Genomic DNA, 16194 nt, shown 5'->3' with positions numbered 1-16194 from the left:
GTATATGTTCTCACTCCCCATCATCGACCTCCTTCCCCGCGGCTTTCGCGCGGCGGAGGGATTCGGTGACCAGCTCATCAGTCAGGAGCAGCTTGCCGCTCGAGATGAGGGAATAGGGGATGAGGGCTGTGTCTTCTTCGCCCTCAAGATCGATGCAGACATCTTCGCCTTCGATCCCGGCGAGGATGCCGCGAAAGCGCTTCTGGTTCTCAACGGCCTGACGCAGCTCGATCTTGGCTTCAAAGCCCTCCCAGCGCTCATAATCCTTCAGCCGGGTCAGCGGCCGGTCGATGCCGGGGGAGGAGACTTCGAGGATATATTTGTCCGAGATCGGGTCGGCCTCCTCGAGCATGGCGCTGATCGCGCGGGACAGTGTCGCGCAATTCTCCGCCGTCATCGTGCCGTCGGGGCGTTCGGCCATGATCTGGACCGTCTTCGTCTGAGAGCCGGTCAGCCGCAGGCGCACCAGTTCAAAGCCGGTGGCTTCGACAATGGGCGCGATCAACGCTTCCAATTTGGTCTCAAGCGGGGTCACCACTCTTTTATACTCCATTCCGCATCAGAGGCGGGTACGAAAAAAGCGGCCCTGGAGGGGGCCGCTTCCGAATTTTTCCGAAATGCGGGAGGGATATAGGCGAAGAGGGAGAGTGTGTCATCCCCCTACCGACAGAGGACATGGTTATGAGTACCCCCCGGCTCCCTGATTTCTACGTCCTCGGCGCGATGAAGGCGGCAACAACGACGCTCGCGGCGCAATTGGGTGCGCAGGACGGCATCTTCATGGCCGATCCGAAGGAGCCGAATTTCTTCTCCGATGATGATATCTTCGCGCGCGGGCAGGGCTGGTACGAGAAACTGTTCGAGGGCGCGGGCTCCGGCGAGCTGATCGGAGAGGCGTCGACCCATTACACCAAATGGCCGGATCTGCCGGACGCGGCCCAGCGGCTGAAGGCGGCTACGCCGAACGCCAAGTTCATCTATATGATCCGCCATCCGGTCGAGCGCGCGCGGTCGCACGCCTTCCACATGATCCGAAAGCGTCATGAGGCGGCAACGATTGATGAGGTCGCCGCCAAAGAACCTGCCCTCTGGCAATATGGCTGTTACGCCGCCCAGCTAGAACGCTGGCTTGAGCATTTCCACGCCGACCGCTTCCTGATCGTCAGTATGGAGCGGATGTCGGCAGAACCTGAGGCTGAATTTGCGCGGGTGCTTCGCTACCTTGGGATAACGGGCACGTGGTCAGAAGAGCTGGCGCAGATGCACAGCGCCCAGATGGGCTATAGGGTCATGCCGCTTGAAGGCGGGTTGATGAAGCTGCCGCTTGTGCGGGCGATGCGCCGCACTCTCATTCCCCGCGGGGTCAAGCGCGCCTTTCGCCGGGCGCGGGCGATCAACACGGATCAGCGCTTCTCGCCGGATGTCATCCGTATGCTCGAAGAAAAGCTCGCCCCCGACCTTGCGCGGCTAGGGGAGATGTGCGGCACAGAGGTGTCTTTAGAGACGTATAAAGACGTTGTGATGCGTGAGCATCTGACACTTATGTCCGGGTGAACCGCAGATAGGCCGGTGGGCGGCCTTCGCGCCTTGCTTTTGCTTCATAGCGGGTTTGCGGCCAGTCCTCCGGGCGGTCTGTCCAGTCGGCGCGGCATTCGGCTGTCCATTCAAAGTCTGCTGACTGACGATTATGCATCTGGACATGCATTAGCGTCCAGCGGACATAATCGGGGATGTCGGACGCAACTCGTAGCTCGCAGCCGGGCTTGAGAAGCCGTGCTGCTTCTTTGAGGAACGGCAGTGAGATCATGCGCCGCTTGAAATGGCGTTTCTTTGGCCACGGATCGGGATGCAGGACGAACAGCCGCTCAAGGCTCTTGTCAGGTAATGCCGTCATCAGGGGTTTTACATCGCCATAACGGACGGCGATATTCTCCTGCCCCTCATCTTCGATCTGGGTCAGGAGCTTTGCGACCCCGTTCATGAAGGGCTCGGCACCAATCAACAGTACATCTGGATTATGGGTCGCCTGCCACGCCAGATGCTCCCCGCCGCCAAAGCCAACCTCCAGCCAGACAGGGCCACCATGCGCCTGCGTGCGCTCAAAGACAGTTTCCGGCGTGACTTCCACGCGCGGCAACAGCTCCTCCATCAGCCTTTGAGGACGTGGACGGAGCTTTTTTGCCTGATGCCGCCCCCAGAGGCGATCCTTGTCCCATTCGGGGGGCTTCATTGTCTTTTCCGTTACGAGAAGGCGCGTTTGAGTTCGTCGACGAGATCGGTCTTCTCCCAGGAGAAACCGCCATCGGCGTCGGGCTCGCGGCCAAAATGACCATAAGCGGCGGAGCGCTCATAGATAGGCTTGTTCAGCCCCAGATGGGTGCGGATGCCTTTGGGGCGCAGATCCATCACTTCACTGAGTACTTTTTCCAGCTTGGAAGGATCAACTTCGCCATCGGTCAGATCGACATAAACCGACAGCGGCTTGGCGATGCCAATGGCATAGGAAACCTGGATCAGGCATTTGCGGGCGAGCCCCGCGGCTACGACATTTTTGGCAAGATAGCGGCAGGCATAGGCTGCCGAGCGGTCAACCTTGGTCGGATCCTTGCCAGAGAAGGCGCCGCCACCATGCGGCGCGGCCCCGCCATAGGTATCAACAATGATCTTGCGGCCGGTCAGGCCCGCATCGCCATCCGGGCCACCAATGACAAACTTGCCGGTCGGATTGACGTAGAAATCTTCCTCCGCACACATCCAGTCCGCATCGGGCAGGCATTCAAGAACGAAGGGTCGGACGAGCTGACGGATATCGTCCTGGCTCAGACCATCCTGATGCTGGGTCGAGACCACGACGGAGGTCGCGGTGACCGGGCGGCCGTTTTCATAGCGTAAGGTGACCTGGCTTTTGGCATCGGGCTGGAATTCCGGGCGGCGGCCAGAATGGCGCGCATCGGCCAGCGCCTTGACGATCCGGTGGCTGAAGGCGATCGGCGCCGGCATCAGCTCAGGGGTCTCATCGCAGGCAAAGCCGAACATCAGGCCCTGATCGCCCGCGCCTTCTTCCTTGTCTTCGCCCGAATCAACGCCTTGCGCGATCTCGGTCGACTGTTCGTGGACGTAGCAGTCAATCGCGGCCTTCTCCCAATGAAAGCCTTCCTGCTCATAGCCGATCTTTTTGATCACCCGGCGCGCGGTCTCGATCATCTCATCCGCAGAGACGTCGGCTGCGCAGCGCGTTTCGCCGGCAAGCACGACGCGGTTCGTCGTCGTCAGCGTTTCGACCGCAACGCGGGCTTCGGGGTCACGGCCCAGATAAAGGTCAACAATGCCGTCAGAAATCTGATCGGAGACCTTGTCCGGGTGACCTTCGGAAACGGATTCAGACGTGAAGAGATAAGTATCAGAGGGCATCTGGCGCCTTTCCAAATCATATAAGGAAAGGTTTATATCCCTGAATGCCGAGCACATCGCAAGAGCGAAGGATGCCTCAGCGCTCTTCTTCTTCAGCTAGGGCTTTGACGAGCTCGAGAACCCGGCGGCGAACCTGGGGATCATTGATCCGGGAGAAAGCACGAGAAAGCTGCATGCCTTCCGGCGTTGCGAGCGTCGCAAAGAAATCGCCCTTCTCGCCTTCATATTCCGGCTGCTTGTCTTCGGCGAAGCCGATCATGTTGCCGTTCGCGGAGGCGCCGAAGTCATCGTAGAAAAACTGAACGGGGACTTCGAGGATGCGGGAGATATCGTAGAGGCGGCTGGCGCCGATACGGTTCACACCCTTTTCGTATTTCTGGACCTGCTGAAAGGTGAGACCGAGTTCTTCACCGAGTTTATCCTGACTCATCCCTTTCATCATGCGGCGAAGCCGAACGCGGCTGCCGACATGAATATCCATAGGGTGAGGGGCTCTTTTGTTCACTTTATTGGTCACTAAGCATACGCCTCAACAACGGTTTTACACACGAAATGGATTCGCGGCGTCTACGCGTGCTCAACCGTTGCATCAAGTTTAACATAAAAGTTTATGAACGCGGCTGCGAAGAGCAGGAAAACAAACATCAATTCGCCAAAGCTCCCGTAAAGCGTGCGCGCCCCGGCGGACGGCACCGGAATCGATATGACGTCCTGCTGGTATAGCGGGATTTCTTGGAGAAGTCTTCCGCGAGCATCGAAAACTCCCGAGATCCCAGTATTTGCGGCCCGTGCCATGGGAAGGCCGCTTTCGATGCTCCGCAATCTGGAAATGTCGAGATGCTGGCGAGGCCCTGCATTATCCCCAAACCACGCGTCATTGGTGACAACGACGAGCAACTCGGGCCTCTCGTTTTTGGGGTAAAGCTGACGGGGGAATACGTCCTCGTAACAGATGAGCGGCGCGATTTTTATCCCGGCTGCGTCAAAAGTACGCGGGCCCGGACCTGCCGTGAAACCCTCTGCGAAGGGAGCGAGCTGGCTGAGACCGAGTGAGGTGAGGAGGCCCTTGAGGGGTAGATATTCTCCAAAGGGAACGAGGTGATGCTTGTCGTAGACCGCATCGAGCGGCTTCTCGCCATCCATCGTGGTCCCGAAAATCGCGACCGAATTGCCATACCGGGTATGGCTCTCATCCTCCCAGCTGCGGACTGTCCCTGCAATGAGGGTGGTCCCTTGGGGCAGGGTTGAACCGAAAAAGCCCGGCGCATCCGACGCATTGGCAAGATAAGGGTGCGCATTCTCCGGCCAGACGGCGAGGGCGGGCTCTTCCTCGCCCGCTTCCTGGCGGGTCAGCTCGATCATCCGGCGAAAGTTCTCGGCTTGCTTGGCGCTATCGAATTTGTCGCGCTGGGCGACATTGGGCTGAACGATAACCAGCTTCGGCGCGTCCTCGCGGAAGGCGGGCTCCCCAGCGAGGCGGATGATCCCGAATAGAAGGATGCCGGCGATGCCTGCTGCAAACCCGAAAAGCGGCCGCAAGCTTAACCGTTCCGCTCCCGTAATGGCGGCGGCGGGCAGCATGGCAAGAAAGACGAGGATAAGGGAGTAGCCATAAGGGCCGACCCACGCCACGGGCTGAGCAAGAAGGGCCGTCCCCGCAAAGCTCTGGCTGATCAGGTTCCACGGAAAGCCGGTCAGGATATTCCCGCGCAGGAATTCGAAGATGGCCCAGAAGCCGGCGAGCGCCGCAATTCGCGCAATGCCGGGTCGCCAGACAAAGGCGGCCAGCCATGCCGGCAGGGCACTGAATAATCCAAGGAACCCGGTAAAGGCCGGGATCGCAATCGGGATCATCCAGCCGAACTGATCCGCCTGCACCAGAAAGGCAAAGCCGAGCCAGTACATCCCGAAAAGAAAGTAGCCGAAACCGAAGGCCCATCCGGTCAGGAACGCCATGCGCTTCGGTGTTTGAGAGGCCATCGCGCCATCCAGCAGGATCACGAGACCGCAAAGCCCGACCGCCAGCGCCGGCAGGATATAATAGGGAGCAAGCGCCGTTGCCGTCAGGGCACCAAACCCGAAGGCAATGCCGTATCGGCTCCAGCCGCGGGTCTCGGCCAGCCGCTTTGCTTCACGGTTGATAAGGGTACTGATCGCGCCCCATCGATCCGTCGTCTGCTCAGTCGTGACCTTGGGGGTCATTTGGCGGCGGTGGCCTCGTTCAGTTCTCCGCCTTCGGGCGTATCTGCCGCCGCAGGTCTTGGCAACATGCGTAAGGTGACCCGCTGGATGCGCCGGGGATCGGCTTCCTGGATCGCGATCTCTGCCCCGTTCGGATGCGAAATGATCTCGCCCCGCATGGGCACTCGGCCCGCCAGTGAGAAGACAAGCCCGCCTAGCGTATCGGCGTCATGATCCTCTAGCGCAAAGCGCACGCCGAGCTGTTCCTGAAGGTCATCGAGCGGCACGCGCGCATCGACATTCCATTTGCCCTCGGAAATCTTGTCGATGGTAAAGTCTTCCATGTCGTCATGCTCATCGCGGATATCCCCGACGATCAGTTCGACAAGATCCTCAATGGTCACGAGCCCGTCGGTGCCGCCGAACTCATCAATGACGAGCGCCATGTGGACCCGGCTTGCCTGCATCCGCAGCAGCAACTCAGTGACCGGCATGGATGGCGGCACATAAAGGATCTTGCGAACAAGGCTTGAGAGCGCGGTGCCATTGCCGGGCACCGCGTCCGCTGGATCATCCGCGAGCAGGCCAACGACGTCCTTGATGTGCACAACGCCTAGCGGGTCATCGAGATCACCGCGATAGACCGGCAGGCGAGAATGGTTCGCCTCCGAAAAAGTCTTGAGCAAGTCACGGATATCGGTCTCGACATCGACGCCGACAATATCGGCGCGCGGGATCGCGACGTCATCGACACGCTTTTTCTTGAAGGCCGCGATGCGCGTCATCATCTCGCGCTCAGCCTCGCTGGCGTCGTGGAACGCTGCCGCGCCATTCAGGGTGTCACCATGAATGAAGGATTCTTCAGGCTTGCCTGAAAATAACCGCCACCAGCCGCGGCGGCGTGTCTGTTGAGGAATGTCCGGCCCCGCATTTTCTGCGGGGACAATAGACGGCCCGGCGCCGTCAGGCATCGCTTTCTCCATCGGCGGCCGATCCATAAGGGTCGGCTATCCCTATTCTTGCCAGCAGGCGGCGTTCGAGGTCTTCCATCTCCGCCGCGTCACTGTCCGAAATATGATCATACCCCAATAGATGCAAAATTCCATGAAGGATCAAATGGGAAAGATGCGCCTCAGGGGAGATGTCTTTTTCGTCCGCCTCAGAAAGGCAGGTTTCGAGGGCAAGAGCAATGTCTCCAAGCGGTGCAGCCTCCCCCTCCGGCACAGGGAAATCCTCCGCCGGAAAGGAGAGCACATTGGTCGGCTTGTCCTTGCCGCGCCATTCGCGGTTCAGCTCATGGACGGCGTCATTATCGGTAAAAAGGAGAACGACCTCACCGGGGCGCATGCCGTCCGGGGCTTCGGCCTCTAGGGAAGACAGGCAGGTCGACACGATCGTTTCGATATCGAATTTCTGCCAGCCCTCATTCTCGATCGAGATATCCGGGCTGATCACGATTTGCCCTCACGCGATGGCTTGCGGCTTTTCGCCATGCGGGCCTGATCGCGCGCGTCATAGGCATTGACGATTTCCTTGACGAGCCGGTGGCGGACCACGTCATCGCCGGTGAAGCGGGTGATGGAAACGCCGTCGATGCCGTTGAGGAGCGAGAGCGCGTCCTGAAGGCCGGATTGGCTCGCATCGGGCAGGTCGGTCTGGCTCGGATCGCCCGTGACGATCATGGCGGAGCCTTCCCCCAGCCGCGTCAGGAACATTTTCATCTGGGCGATGGTCGCATTCTGCGCTTCGTCGAGAACGACCATGGCGCGCGACAGCGTCCGCCCCCGCATGAAGGCGAGCGGCGCGATTTCGATTTCCTTGTCGATGCGCCGGTCGACATATTCATGACCCAGAACATCATAAAGCGCATCGTAAAGGGGTCGCAGATAGGGATCGACCTTCTCTTTCATGTCGCCGGGCAGAAAGCCGATGCGCTCACCCGCCTCAACCGCGGGACGCGACAGGATGATGCGCTCGATCTTTTCCTGTTTGAGCTGAAGCGCGGCATGGGCGACGGCGAGATAGGTCTTGCCGGTCCCCGCCGGGCCGACGCCAAAGACCAGCTCGTTCTTCGACATGGAGGTGAGGTATTCGATCTGGGCGCGGGTGCGTCCGACAACCGTCCGCCGGGGGAAGGTCAGGGCCGGACCGGCGGATGTCTCTTTCGTGCCGCTATCCTCACCAATCAGGCGAAGCGCGGCCTCGACATCAGCGCCGGCAATGGGCAGGCCCTTTTCTAACCGTCCGTAGAGGGATTGAAGGGCGGCTTTTGCCTGCAACCGCGCGCCGTCCGATCCGCTTAAAGTGATCTGGTTGCCGCGCGGCAGGACTTTCACGCCGAGCAGGTTCTCGATCAGCAGCAGATTGGTGTCATGCGGCCCGCAAAGGTCCGACATCAGCTCATTGCGATCAAAGGTCAGGGTTTCGGTGTCGGTCAAATCGTTATCCTAAACACAAATCGGTGCCGCGTATCTCTGCATTTGCAAACGCCTGTTCTGCACTGACTGACGTAACTTCAGAGTTAGAAATGCAGTAAGGTTTCGGGCTTCTCCACCACGTCGAAAGATTCATTTCTTCAGCAATCGTTTCGGGTACGTACAATAAAATCTCGTCACTTGGCTTCAGGCTTCCAGCAGATGTTTGGATGATGTGGACGAAACCATTACGGATCGAGTCATCGCCATAATGAATATCAACAACTTCAACGACAAGCTCGTAAACACTTCCCATGACAACGGCACCATCTGAGGTGCGAGTGTTAAGCTGCTCTTCGAGGCCGACATAGTTTACGGATGAAATGCGAGCCTCAAAAAGTGCCGGCCCATCTATCCGTGTAGGGTTAGGTGTGGCACTACAGGCAGCGAGGGCGAGGCTGAAGGCGACTATATGTGATGCCGTTTTGGGCATCTATGCTGCTTCACGCACAAGCTGACCCGACAGGCTGTTCGGATGCGTGCCCGTGATCAGCACAGGGACAATCTGTCCGATCAGGCTCTCGGGGCCTTCGGCGAAAACGCCCTGCAGATAGGGACTGCGGCCGGAGAGCTGGCCGGGGCTGCGCCCTTTCTTCTCGAACAGAACCGGCAGGGTCTTGCCGACAAGACCCGCATTGAAGGTCTGCTTCTGGTCTTCAAGGAGGGCCTGCAATTCGAGCAGGCGCGCGGATTTGATCTCTTCGGCGATCTGTTTGGGCATGGTCGCGCCGGGCGTGCCCGGACGGCGGGAATATTTGAAAGAGAAACAGCTGGCGTAATTCACCTCACGGACCAGCGCCATTGTTTCTTCGAACGCCTTATCATCCTCACCCGGAAAACCGACGATCATGTCGCCGGAAATGGCGATATCGGGACGGGCCGCACGGACAGCCTCGATCTGGCGCAGATAGTCTTCCGCCGTATGCCCCCTGTTCATCGCTTTCAGGATGCGATCGCTACCCGACTGCACCGGCAGGTGCAGATAGGGCATCAGCTTTTCTTCCTCGCCAAAGGCGGCGATCAGCTCGTCATCCATATCGCGCGGGTGAGAGGTCGTAAAGCGGATGCGCTCAATCCCATCGATCCGCGCAATGTGGCGGCAAAGCTGGCCAAGGCCCCAATCATCCGCTCCCGACCCAGCGGGCGCTGCGCCATGCCAGGCATTGACGTTCTGGCCGAGCATGGTGACTTCGCGCACGCCTTGGGCGGCCAGGCTGCGCACCTCGGCGGTAATATCATCCGTACTGCGCGAAATTTCCGCACCGCGGGTATAGGGGACGACACAGAAGGTGCAGAATTTATCGCACCCTTCCTGCACGGTGACGAAGGCGGTATAGCCTTCCGCCTCGCGGGATTGTCCGAGGGCGTCGAATTTCTCCTCCGCCTCGAATTCGGTCTCCAGCACTTCGCCCTTTTCACGGGCGGCGCGGGCGATCATCTCGGGCAGGCGGTGATAGCTTTGCGGCCCAAAGACAAGATCGACTTGCGGCGCGCGGGCGCGGATCTCGGCGCCTTCGGCCTGCGCAACGCAGCCGGCGACCGCGATCTTGGCGTCGGCATTGCGGCCATGTTTTTTCAGGCGCCCCAGCTCCGAATAGAGTTTCTCGGCTGCCTTCTCGCGAATGTGGCAGGTATTCAGGATGACGAGGTCGGCCTCTTCGGCGATCTCCGTCGGCGCATAGCCGAGCGGCTTCAGAAGGCCGGTCATGCGCTCTGAATCATAGACATTCATCTGGCAGCCCCAGGTCTTCACATGGACCTTTTTCGGGGGCGTCGGGGCGGAATTTTCACTCATTCGCAGGGCTCTAGCCGAAAAGGGGGCCATCAGGGTAGGGGGTTGCAGATTTATGGTGGCCGCGCCGGGAGTAGCCGGGCCCGGCCGATGACGGACTTAAACTAGAGGCCCCCTTGCAGGAAACCGACGCCCAGACCGACCAGACGCCGCCCCCCGCCAATGAGGCGGACGCCGCGCCCCAACAGGCCGAGCCGGTCACCAGCGACATTCCCGGCGAAGCGGCTGTGACGCCGCCCGGGCAGACCCCGCCGGCGCAGGGGGATTCGGGGCTCTCAGAGATTCTCGCGGTTGATGGCCTGCGGCAACGCGGGCTCGAGCTATGGGCGTGGACGCAGGAGAATATCCTGACCCTCAACATGCTGATCCAGCTCGGCCTGCTTCTCATCGCCTTCGTGCCGGCGATCATTTTCGGGCCGAAGCTGAAGCGGCTGATCGAGAAACATGTCCGCCACCGGGTACCCGCAGGCATTCTGCGCCGCGCCTGTGATGCGCTGGCAACGGTCGCGACCCTGATCGCGCTCTGGATCACGCTCGGCATCTTCATGAGTTTTGTCGGCGCGATGGATGCCTCGAACGGGTTATTATCGGCTGCGCAAAGCCTTTTGGCGGCGGCGATCTTCATCCGGTTGGTCACGCTCATCATCCGCTCACCCTTCTGGTCGAAGGTGGCCTTCTATGTCGCATGGCCGATTGCGGCGCTCGATGCGTTCGGCATTCTCGGCGATGTCGTTGCCCAGCTTGAGGCGGCGTCCCTGACCCTTGCCCCTGCGGAGGGGGACAATGCAGCGGTCACGATCTCCATGCTCGACATTGTCCGGGCCGGGATCATCTTTGCAATCTTCTTCTGGATTGCGTCTTTTGCCTCCTCCCTGATCAGCCGTCAGCTTGAGAATGTCGAGGAGCTGAACCCGTCCTTCCGGGCACTGCTCGAGAAGATCCTCAACTTTGCCTTGCCGATCATTGCGCTCGTCATCGCGCTACAGATGATCGGCTTTAATCTCGCCTCACTGGCGGTATTCTCGGGCGCGGTCGGTTTGGGGATCGGCCTTGGTCTGCAAAAGGTGATCGGCAATTTCCTTGCCGGGTTCACGCTGCTTGCGGACAAATCGATCAAGCCCGGCGATACGATTGAGGTCGATGGCGTCTTTGGCTGGATCACCGAAATGAAGAGCCGTTACGTCGCGATCCGCACACGGGACGGGCACAATATCCTGATGCCGAACTCGATCTTCATCGATGAGGGTGTCGTCAACTGGTCGCATAGCGACCGGGCCGTGCGTATCCATGCGCCGTTCGGAGTGACGTATGACCAGCGAGATCTGCGGCTGGTCCAGAAGCTCGCAACTGAGGCCGCAGCCGAAGTGCCGCGCGTGCTGGAAACCCCCAAACCTGTCTGTAACCTGATGGAATTCGGTGACAGTTCGGTCAATTTCGACCTGCGCTTCTGGATCAATGATCCGCCCAACGGCATTTCCAATGTCAAATCCGAGGTCATGATGGGCATCTGGGAGCGCCTGCATGAGAACGGCATCGAAATTCCGTTCCCGCAGCGGGACCTGCATATCAAATCGAGCGCAGTGACACTGCCAACCCTTACCGAAGCGAAAGTCGAGGCGTCGGAGTAATCTTTATCTCCGCCGCGCCAAGGCCTTCGTGTCGATAAGGATCGCGAGGACCGTCAGAAGATAGATCCCGGCGACCGATAGCGGCAGTAGGGTCAGGCGCTCATCCGGCAGATAAAGCCAGATCATCAGCACCATGACGGCCCGGATGACAGCATGGGCGGTATAAAGTGAGGTCCGCCCATAGCTCCAGCCGATGACCGGCCAGTGCAGCGACAGGCCGATGGCGAGGATCAGGGGGATCAGCTCCGGCGCAGCCTGCATCGCGGCAATGATCATCGGCCAGAAGAGCAGCATGGATATGAAGGTCGGCACAAGGACGGACGTGACAGCCGTCTTCTCCTTCATGAAGGGATTGCGAAAGAGGGCCGCAAAAATAAGCGCCATGGGAAAGATCGCGCCTGTGCCGAAAAAGGCGGCCATCGACCATTCGCTCAAGCTGAACCCGGTATAGCCGAGGAGGGCGAGTGCCGCCCAATAAACCGTGCCCGCCAGCGGAATGGGCCAACCGCCGCCCAGCCGAAGATAGCTTGCCCGCCGCTCTGCGTTCAGCGCCTCGCGCAATGTATCGGTCTGCATGGGTGGCTCCTGTTCCGGCATCACAGTTTAAAAAGCAAACATATTGCCAAAACAGTTCAGTGCAAGTCCTCCTGCTAAAAAGTCTCAACTTTGTTCGCCGGTAAGTGTGCTAAGGTGACGCCGCACAGAATGTGAGGATAACGATGTCGATCGGCGATCTTGAGCGGAATGCAAGCGATGAAGCGTCGCCGACGAAAGGCAGCAGCCCTAAATGGGCGGCCATCCCTTCGGTGATTTTCGTCATCTACTATCTGTTGCAGATGTCCTTCCCGGACCAGATCGCGGCGAGAATTCCCAACGAGGTCCATGCCGGCATTCTGATCGCGGGCGCAGCCAGCTTCATTCTCTTTGCGTGGCAATTGATGAAGGCCCGGAAATCCTGATTCCTGCCTTTTCCTTGCCATCAAAGCAGGTTTAACACTTCCTGGTTGTTTCAAGCAGGAGGAGAGCCCGATGGCCGATTATTCCGAATATGTCGAAAAAGTCCGCAAATATGATGCTGATGCGGACGAAGGCACCGTAACAAGCATTGCCAAAAAACTTGGCATCGCACTTCAGAACCGGGATTCCTCTCTCGTCTCTTGCTCTGATAATTCAGAGCTCGAGCGCATCCGCGACGGCTTTGCGAAAAAGCATCTCGGCCTTGATGCCGGGCATTCCGATGACCAGATCATGGAGAAGATCAACGAAGTCTGTGTGCAGATGGCTGGTGACGGCGGCAACAAGCACCGCGTGCCGTTCTATTACCTGCTCGCGAAAAACACGGGTACGCTCGACAAGGTCTGAGCCGATTTTGGCTGGGCGGCCTTTGCTGCCCGGCCAATTCCATGTACGGCGTCCCGCATGCCCCGCCCCATGACGCGCGCGAAAATTGCGGAATTCTACGCCCGGCTCTCTGCGGAAATGCCGGAGCCAAAGACAGAACTCAATTTCCATTCTCCGTATACGCTGCTGGTTGCCGTCGCTCTTTCGGCGCAGGCGACCGATGTCGGTGTCAACAAGGCGACCGGGCCGCTCTTCAAGGTGGCGGACACGCCGGAGGCGATGGTCGCGCTCGGTGAAGTAGGACTGGCCGGTTACATCAAGACGATCGGTCTGTGGCGGAACAAGGCAAAGAATGTCATCGCGCTCTCACAGATGCTGATCGACGAATATAACGGCGAGGTGCCGGACGACCGCAATGAGCTTCAGAAGCTCCCCGGCGTTGGCCGCAAAACCGCCGATGTGGTGTGTAATGAGGTTTTCGGTCAGCCAACGATTGCGGTTGATACCCATATCTTTCGGGTCTCGAACCGGACGGGGCTTGCCATCGGCAAGACGGCCGATCAGGTGGCGGACCGGCTGTTGACAGTCACGCCGGAGGAATATCGGCGCGGGGCGCATCACTGGCTGATCCTTCATGGCCGCTATCTCTGCAAGGCGAGGACACCTGAATGCTGGCGGTGCGTTGTCGCGGATCTCTGCGGGTACAGCCCGAAAAAGCTCGCACCGGGTGCGGCGATACCTGCCAAACCAGTTGCCAAAAAGAAGACGGCTTAATTTCCGGGCGCCAAGGCGATATAGGGCGGGCATGAGCCATATCGTCGTTGCCGCCCTTTACCATTTCACCCCGCTTGAGGATCTCGCGCGCCATCAGGAGACGCTGCAATCCGTCATGGCTGCGCATGAGGTTAAGGGCACGATCCTGCTCGCGCCCGAAGGGGTGAACGGCACGATTGCAGGTGACCGCGAAGGGATTGATGCGGTGCTGGCCGCGGTCCGCGCGTTGCCTGGCTGTGCGGGGTTGGAGCACAAAGAAAGCCATGCCGAGAGCCAGCCTTTCCTGCGGGCAAAAGTCCGTCTCAAGAAGGAAATCGTCACCATGGGGGTGCCGGGGATCAGTCCGATCAAGCAGGTCGGCAGCTATGTTGCGCCGGAAGACTGGAATGAGGTGATCTCCGACCCTGATACGGTCGTCATCGATACGCGCAATGATTACGAGGTCGGGATCGGCACTTTTGAGGGCGCGATCAATCCGCAGACGGAATCCTTCCGGGATTTCCCTGCATGGTATGACAAGTTCCGCGCAGAGAACCCCGGTAAGCGGGTGGCGATGTTCTGTACCGGCGGTATCCGATGCGAGAAATCGACGGCGTATGCTTTGTCAAAAGGGGACAATGATGTCGTGCACCTCAAGGGCGGCATCCTCAAATATCTTGAGCATGTGCCCGAAGCGGATAGCAAATGGCAGGGCGAATGCTTTGTCTTTGATGGGCGGGTGTCCGTTGGCCACGGCCTAGAGCTTGGAACTTATGATCAGTGCTTTGCCTGCCGCCGTCCGATCGACGATGAGATGAAGGCGGACCCGGCTTACGTCGAAGGCGTCTCCTGTCCTCAGTGTATTGAGGAATATGACGAAGAGAAGCGCAAAGGTTTTGCTGAACGCCAGAAGCAGATTGCGTTATCCCGCGCGCGAGGCGAGGCGCATCTCGGCACCCCATCGGATAAGTCGTGACGGCTAGCCTGCCCGTTCTTTATTCCTTCCGGCGCTGCCCCTATGCGATGCGGGCGCGGATGGCGCTCTGCCTGATGGGGCATAAGGTTCGCCTGCGGGAGATCTTGCTGAAGGATAAGCCGGAGGAGATGCTCACCGCTTCGCCCAAGGGTACCGTGCCGGCGCTGGTCCTGCCGGATGGGGAGGTGATCGATGAAAGCCTTGCTGTCATGGAATGGGCTGTGCGGACGGGTGAGGGCCCGCTTTTGCCGTTAACGGAGGAAATGCGCGAGCTGATTGCGGAGAATGACGGGCCGTTCAAGCATCACCTCGACCGTTATAAATATGCGACGCGCTATGAAGACGCCGATGCCGAAGTGCACCGCGCGGCGGGCGCCGCATTCATCACGGGACTGAATGAAAGGTTGACGGTTGGTGGGCAGCTTTTCGGTACCGTGCCCTCATTCGCCGATTATGCGATCTTCCCTTTCATTCGTCAGTTCCGGATTGCGGATATGGACTGGTTCGATGCGCAGGACTGGCCGCATGTCCACACATGGCTGGCAAGGCATATGGCATCGCCGCTCTTCACTACGATCATGCAGAAATTCCCGCTCTGGAAAGAGACAGGTGAGGAAGTGCTGTTCGGGCGTGATTATTCCCCCGCGACATCCACAGGGGAATAGCCGAGGCCATCCGACCCTTGGCCCGCGGCGAGTGCGCGGCCGATCGTCCAGCCTGCCGTTTCGATCTCGATGATCCGGGCGGCATTGGTAGCTGCGGCCCAGAGCTTTGATCCGTCCGGGGACCAAAGAAGCGTGACGGGGACGAGCCCGCCGGCTTCCTCAAGGCCAATCACCGCGACCTGTTCATGGGTAACGGCATCGAGAATGATCACTTCATGGCGCGCGGGAAAGCTGATGGCGACAAGGCTGCCGTCCGGGTTCATCTCTACACGAATCGGAATGCCGGCCATGGGCAACTCGGTTCTCATCTCAAAGCTTTCCGCATCAAAGATCATGACCGAGCGGGAATTGTTGTTCCCGACCCAGACTTCCTTGCCGTCCGGGCTGACGGTGATGCCTTCGGTGCCTTGCCCAGCCTTCACGTCGCGAGATTTCGAGCGGACCTCAAGGTCAAGGACGGAGAATGAGCCAGATGCGATATTGGCCGTATACGCGGTTTTCGCATCGGGGCTGAGGGCAACCATATGCGTGCCCTGCTGGCCAGTACTGATGCTCCCCGTCACTTCGCCCGTATCGACATTGGCGATGACGACGTTTTCGCTGACTTCGGTGGTCGCGATCACCTCGCGCGTACCGGGGATCCATTTGAGGCCATGCGGGCCCTGATGATCACCAAGGTCGATGACGCGGATCTTCTCCGCCTTTTCGATGTCAAAGACATGCAGCGTGTTTCCCGTATAGCCTTGCGCCCGATAGGAGACGACAACGGCGAGCTTGCCGTCTGGGGAGACGGCGACCTCATGCGGCGCCTGTCCTGTTTCCAGACGGGCGGCTTCCTTGCCTGTCGTAAGATCGATCAAGCTGATCGTCGCTTCCTGCTTGTTGCCGGTGATCAGTGTGTCGGCATGAGCAGCGCCAGTCAGGAGAAGAGAAAGTGCGGCGGTACGGAACAACATGAGTTTCCTCCTTGGGA

19 protein-coding genes are annotated in these 16194 nt (G+C 59.3%); 7 read left to right on the top strand and 12 right to left on the bottom strand.

The window, feature by feature from the left end; translation table 11 throughout:
• Nucleotides 1-10 precede the first annotated feature (10 nt).
• Nucleotides 11-538 carry a ribosome maturation factor RimP gene (gene rimP / locus DX908_RS09085; protein WP_233508664.1) on the bottom strand — a complete coding sequence of 176 codons (528 nt, stop codon included), beginning with the start codon at nucleotides 536-538 and terminating at the stop codon, nucleotides 11-13.
• Between the two features lie 143 nt (nucleotides 539-681).
• Between rimP and DX908_RS09080 the strand changes: the two genes are divergently transcribed.
• Complete coding sequence (locus tag DX908_RS09080; RefSeq protein WP_158548630.1) at nucleotides 682-1554, top strand: sulfotransferase family protein; 873 nt, start codon at nucleotides 682-684, stop codon at nucleotides 1552-1554.
• Here the strand turns inward: DX908_RS09080 and trmB are convergent.
• The 9 genes from trmB to miaB all read right to left on the bottom strand — a co-directional run bounded on the left by trmB (nucleotide 1541) and on the right by miaB (nucleotide 9861).
• The gene (trmB, locus tag DX908_RS09075) at nucleotides 1541-2230 is read right to left on the bottom strand and encodes a tRNA (guanine(46)-N(7))-methyltransferase TrmB (RefSeq protein WP_116392026.1); all 690 of its coding nucleotides are present in this window, start codon (nucleotides 2228-2230) and stop codon (nucleotides 1541-1543) included. The genes DX908_RS09080 and trmB overlap by 14 nt on opposite strands.
• Before the next feature lie 11 nt (nucleotides 2231-2241).
• Entirely contained in the window at nucleotides 2242-3411 is a 1170-nt protein-coding gene (gene metK, locus DX908_RS09070) for a methionine adenosyltransferase (RefSeq protein ID WP_116392025.1), read from the bottom strand.
• A 76-nt stretch (nucleotides 3412-3487) separates the two neighbouring features.
• Nucleotides 3488-3892, bottom strand: coding sequence for a helix-turn-helix domain-containing protein (locus tag DX908_RS09065; RefSeq protein ID WP_116392024.1), 405 nt, complete (start codon nucleotides 3890-3892; stop codon nucleotides 3488-3490).
• 86 nt (nucleotides 3893-3978) lie between these two features.
• Nucleotides 3979-5613, bottom strand: coding sequence for an apolipoprotein N-acyltransferase (lnt, locus tag DX908_RS09060; RefSeq protein WP_116392023.1), 1635 nt, complete (start codon nucleotides 5611-5613; stop codon nucleotides 3979-3981).
• A complete protein-coding gene (locus tag DX908_RS09055) occupies nucleotides 5610-6590 on the bottom strand; it encodes a hemolysin family protein (RefSeq protein WP_199564660.1) in 981 nt (326 codons plus the stop codon). Before DX908_RS09055 ends, lnt begins: the two co-directional genes overlap by 4 nt.
• A complete protein-coding gene (gene ybeY, locus DX908_RS09050; protein ID WP_199564659.1) occupies nucleotides 6556-7047 on the bottom strand; it encodes an rRNA maturation RNase YbeY in 492 nt (163 codons plus the stop codon). The genes DX908_RS09055 and ybeY overlap by 35 nt, the downstream gene beginning before the upstream one ends.
• Complete coding sequence (locus DX908_RS09045; RefSeq protein ID WP_233508662.1) at nucleotides 7044-8030, bottom strand: PhoH family protein; 987 nt, start codon at nucleotides 8028-8030, stop codon at nucleotides 7044-7046. Before DX908_RS09045 ends, ybeY begins: the two co-directional genes overlap by 4 nt.
• Nucleotides 8031-8034: 4 nt before the next feature.
• The gene (locus tag DX908_RS16175; RefSeq protein ID WP_147303765.1) at nucleotides 8035-8499 is read right to left on the bottom strand and encodes a hypothetical protein; all 465 of its coding nucleotides are present in this window, start codon (nucleotides 8497-8499) and stop codon (nucleotides 8035-8037) included.
• Nucleotides 8500-9861 carry a tRNA (N6-isopentenyl adenosine(37)-C2)-methylthiotransferase MiaB gene (gene miaB / locus DX908_RS09040; RefSeq protein ID WP_116392022.1) on the bottom strand — a complete coding sequence of 454 codons (1362 nt, stop codon included), beginning with the start codon at nucleotides 9859-9861 and terminating at the stop codon, nucleotides 8500-8502.
• Between the two features lie 113 nt (nucleotides 9862-9974).
• On the opposite strand from miaB, the gene DX908_RS09035 reads away from it, so the two are divergent.
• On the top strand, nucleotides 9975-11486 hold the full coding sequence (locus DX908_RS09035; RefSeq protein ID WP_116392021.1) for a mechanosensitive ion channel family protein: 1512 nt from the start codon (nucleotides 9975-9977) through the stop codon (nucleotides 11484-11486).
• A gap of 3 nt (nucleotides 11487-11489) precedes the next feature.
• On the opposite strand, the gene DX908_RS09030 is transcribed toward DX908_RS09035, so the two are convergent.
• Entirely contained in the window at nucleotides 11490-12062 is a 573-nt protein-coding gene (locus DX908_RS09030; protein WP_116392020.1) for a DUF7010 family protein, read from the bottom strand.
• Nucleotides 12063-12205: 143 nt separating this feature from the next.
• On the opposite strand from DX908_RS09030, the gene DX908_RS09025 reads away from it, so the two are divergent.
• From DX908_RS09025 to DX908_RS09005, 5 genes are all read left to right on the top strand, one after another.
• Nucleotides 12206-12445 (top strand): hypothetical protein, encoded by a 240-nt coding sequence (locus DX908_RS09025; protein ID WP_116392019.1) that lies wholly within the window; start codon nucleotides 12206-12208, stop codon nucleotides 12443-12445.
• A gap of 70 nt (nucleotides 12446-12515) precedes the next feature.
• Nucleotides 12516-12848: a DUF2853 family protein gene (locus tag DX908_RS09020; protein WP_116392018.1), complete on the top strand. Its 333-nt coding sequence runs from the start codon at nucleotides 12516-12518 to the stop codon at nucleotides 12846-12848.
• A gap of 69 nt (nucleotides 12849-12917) precedes the next feature.
• Entirely contained in the window at nucleotides 12918-13601 is a 684-nt protein-coding gene (nth, locus tag DX908_RS09015; RefSeq protein WP_233508661.1) for an endonuclease III, read from the top strand.
• Nucleotides 13602-13632: 31 nt separating this feature from the next.
• Nucleotides 13633-14556, top strand: a complete 924-nt coding sequence (gene trhO, locus DX908_RS09010) for an oxygen-dependent tRNA uridine(34) hydroxylase TrhO (RefSeq protein WP_116392016.1) — start codon at nucleotides 13633-13635, stop codon at nucleotides 14554-14556.
• Nucleotides 14553-15221, top strand: a complete 669-nt coding sequence (locus tag DX908_RS09005; RefSeq protein WP_116392015.1) for a glutathione S-transferase — start codon at nucleotides 14553-14555, stop codon at nucleotides 15219-15221. Before trhO ends, DX908_RS09005 begins: the two co-directional genes overlap by 4 nt.
• Here the strand turns inward: DX908_RS09005 and DX908_RS09000 are convergent.
• Nucleotides 15191-16177: a YncE family protein gene (locus tag DX908_RS09000; protein ID WP_116392014.1), complete on the bottom strand. Its 987-nt coding sequence runs from the start codon at nucleotides 16175-16177 to the stop codon at nucleotides 15191-15193. The two genes, DX908_RS09005 and DX908_RS09000, sit on opposite strands and share 31 nt — an antisense overlap.
• Nucleotides 16178-16194 lie beyond the last annotated feature (17 nt).

The sequence above is a fragment of the Parvularcula marina genome (genome assembly GCF_003399445.1).
Taxonomy (GTDB): domain Bacteria; phylum Pseudomonadota; class Alphaproteobacteria; order Caulobacterales; family Parvularculaceae; genus Parvularcula; species Parvularcula marina.
Note: the sequence above shows the minus strand (reverse complement) of the source record. Positions and strands in the feature narration are given on the sequence as shown.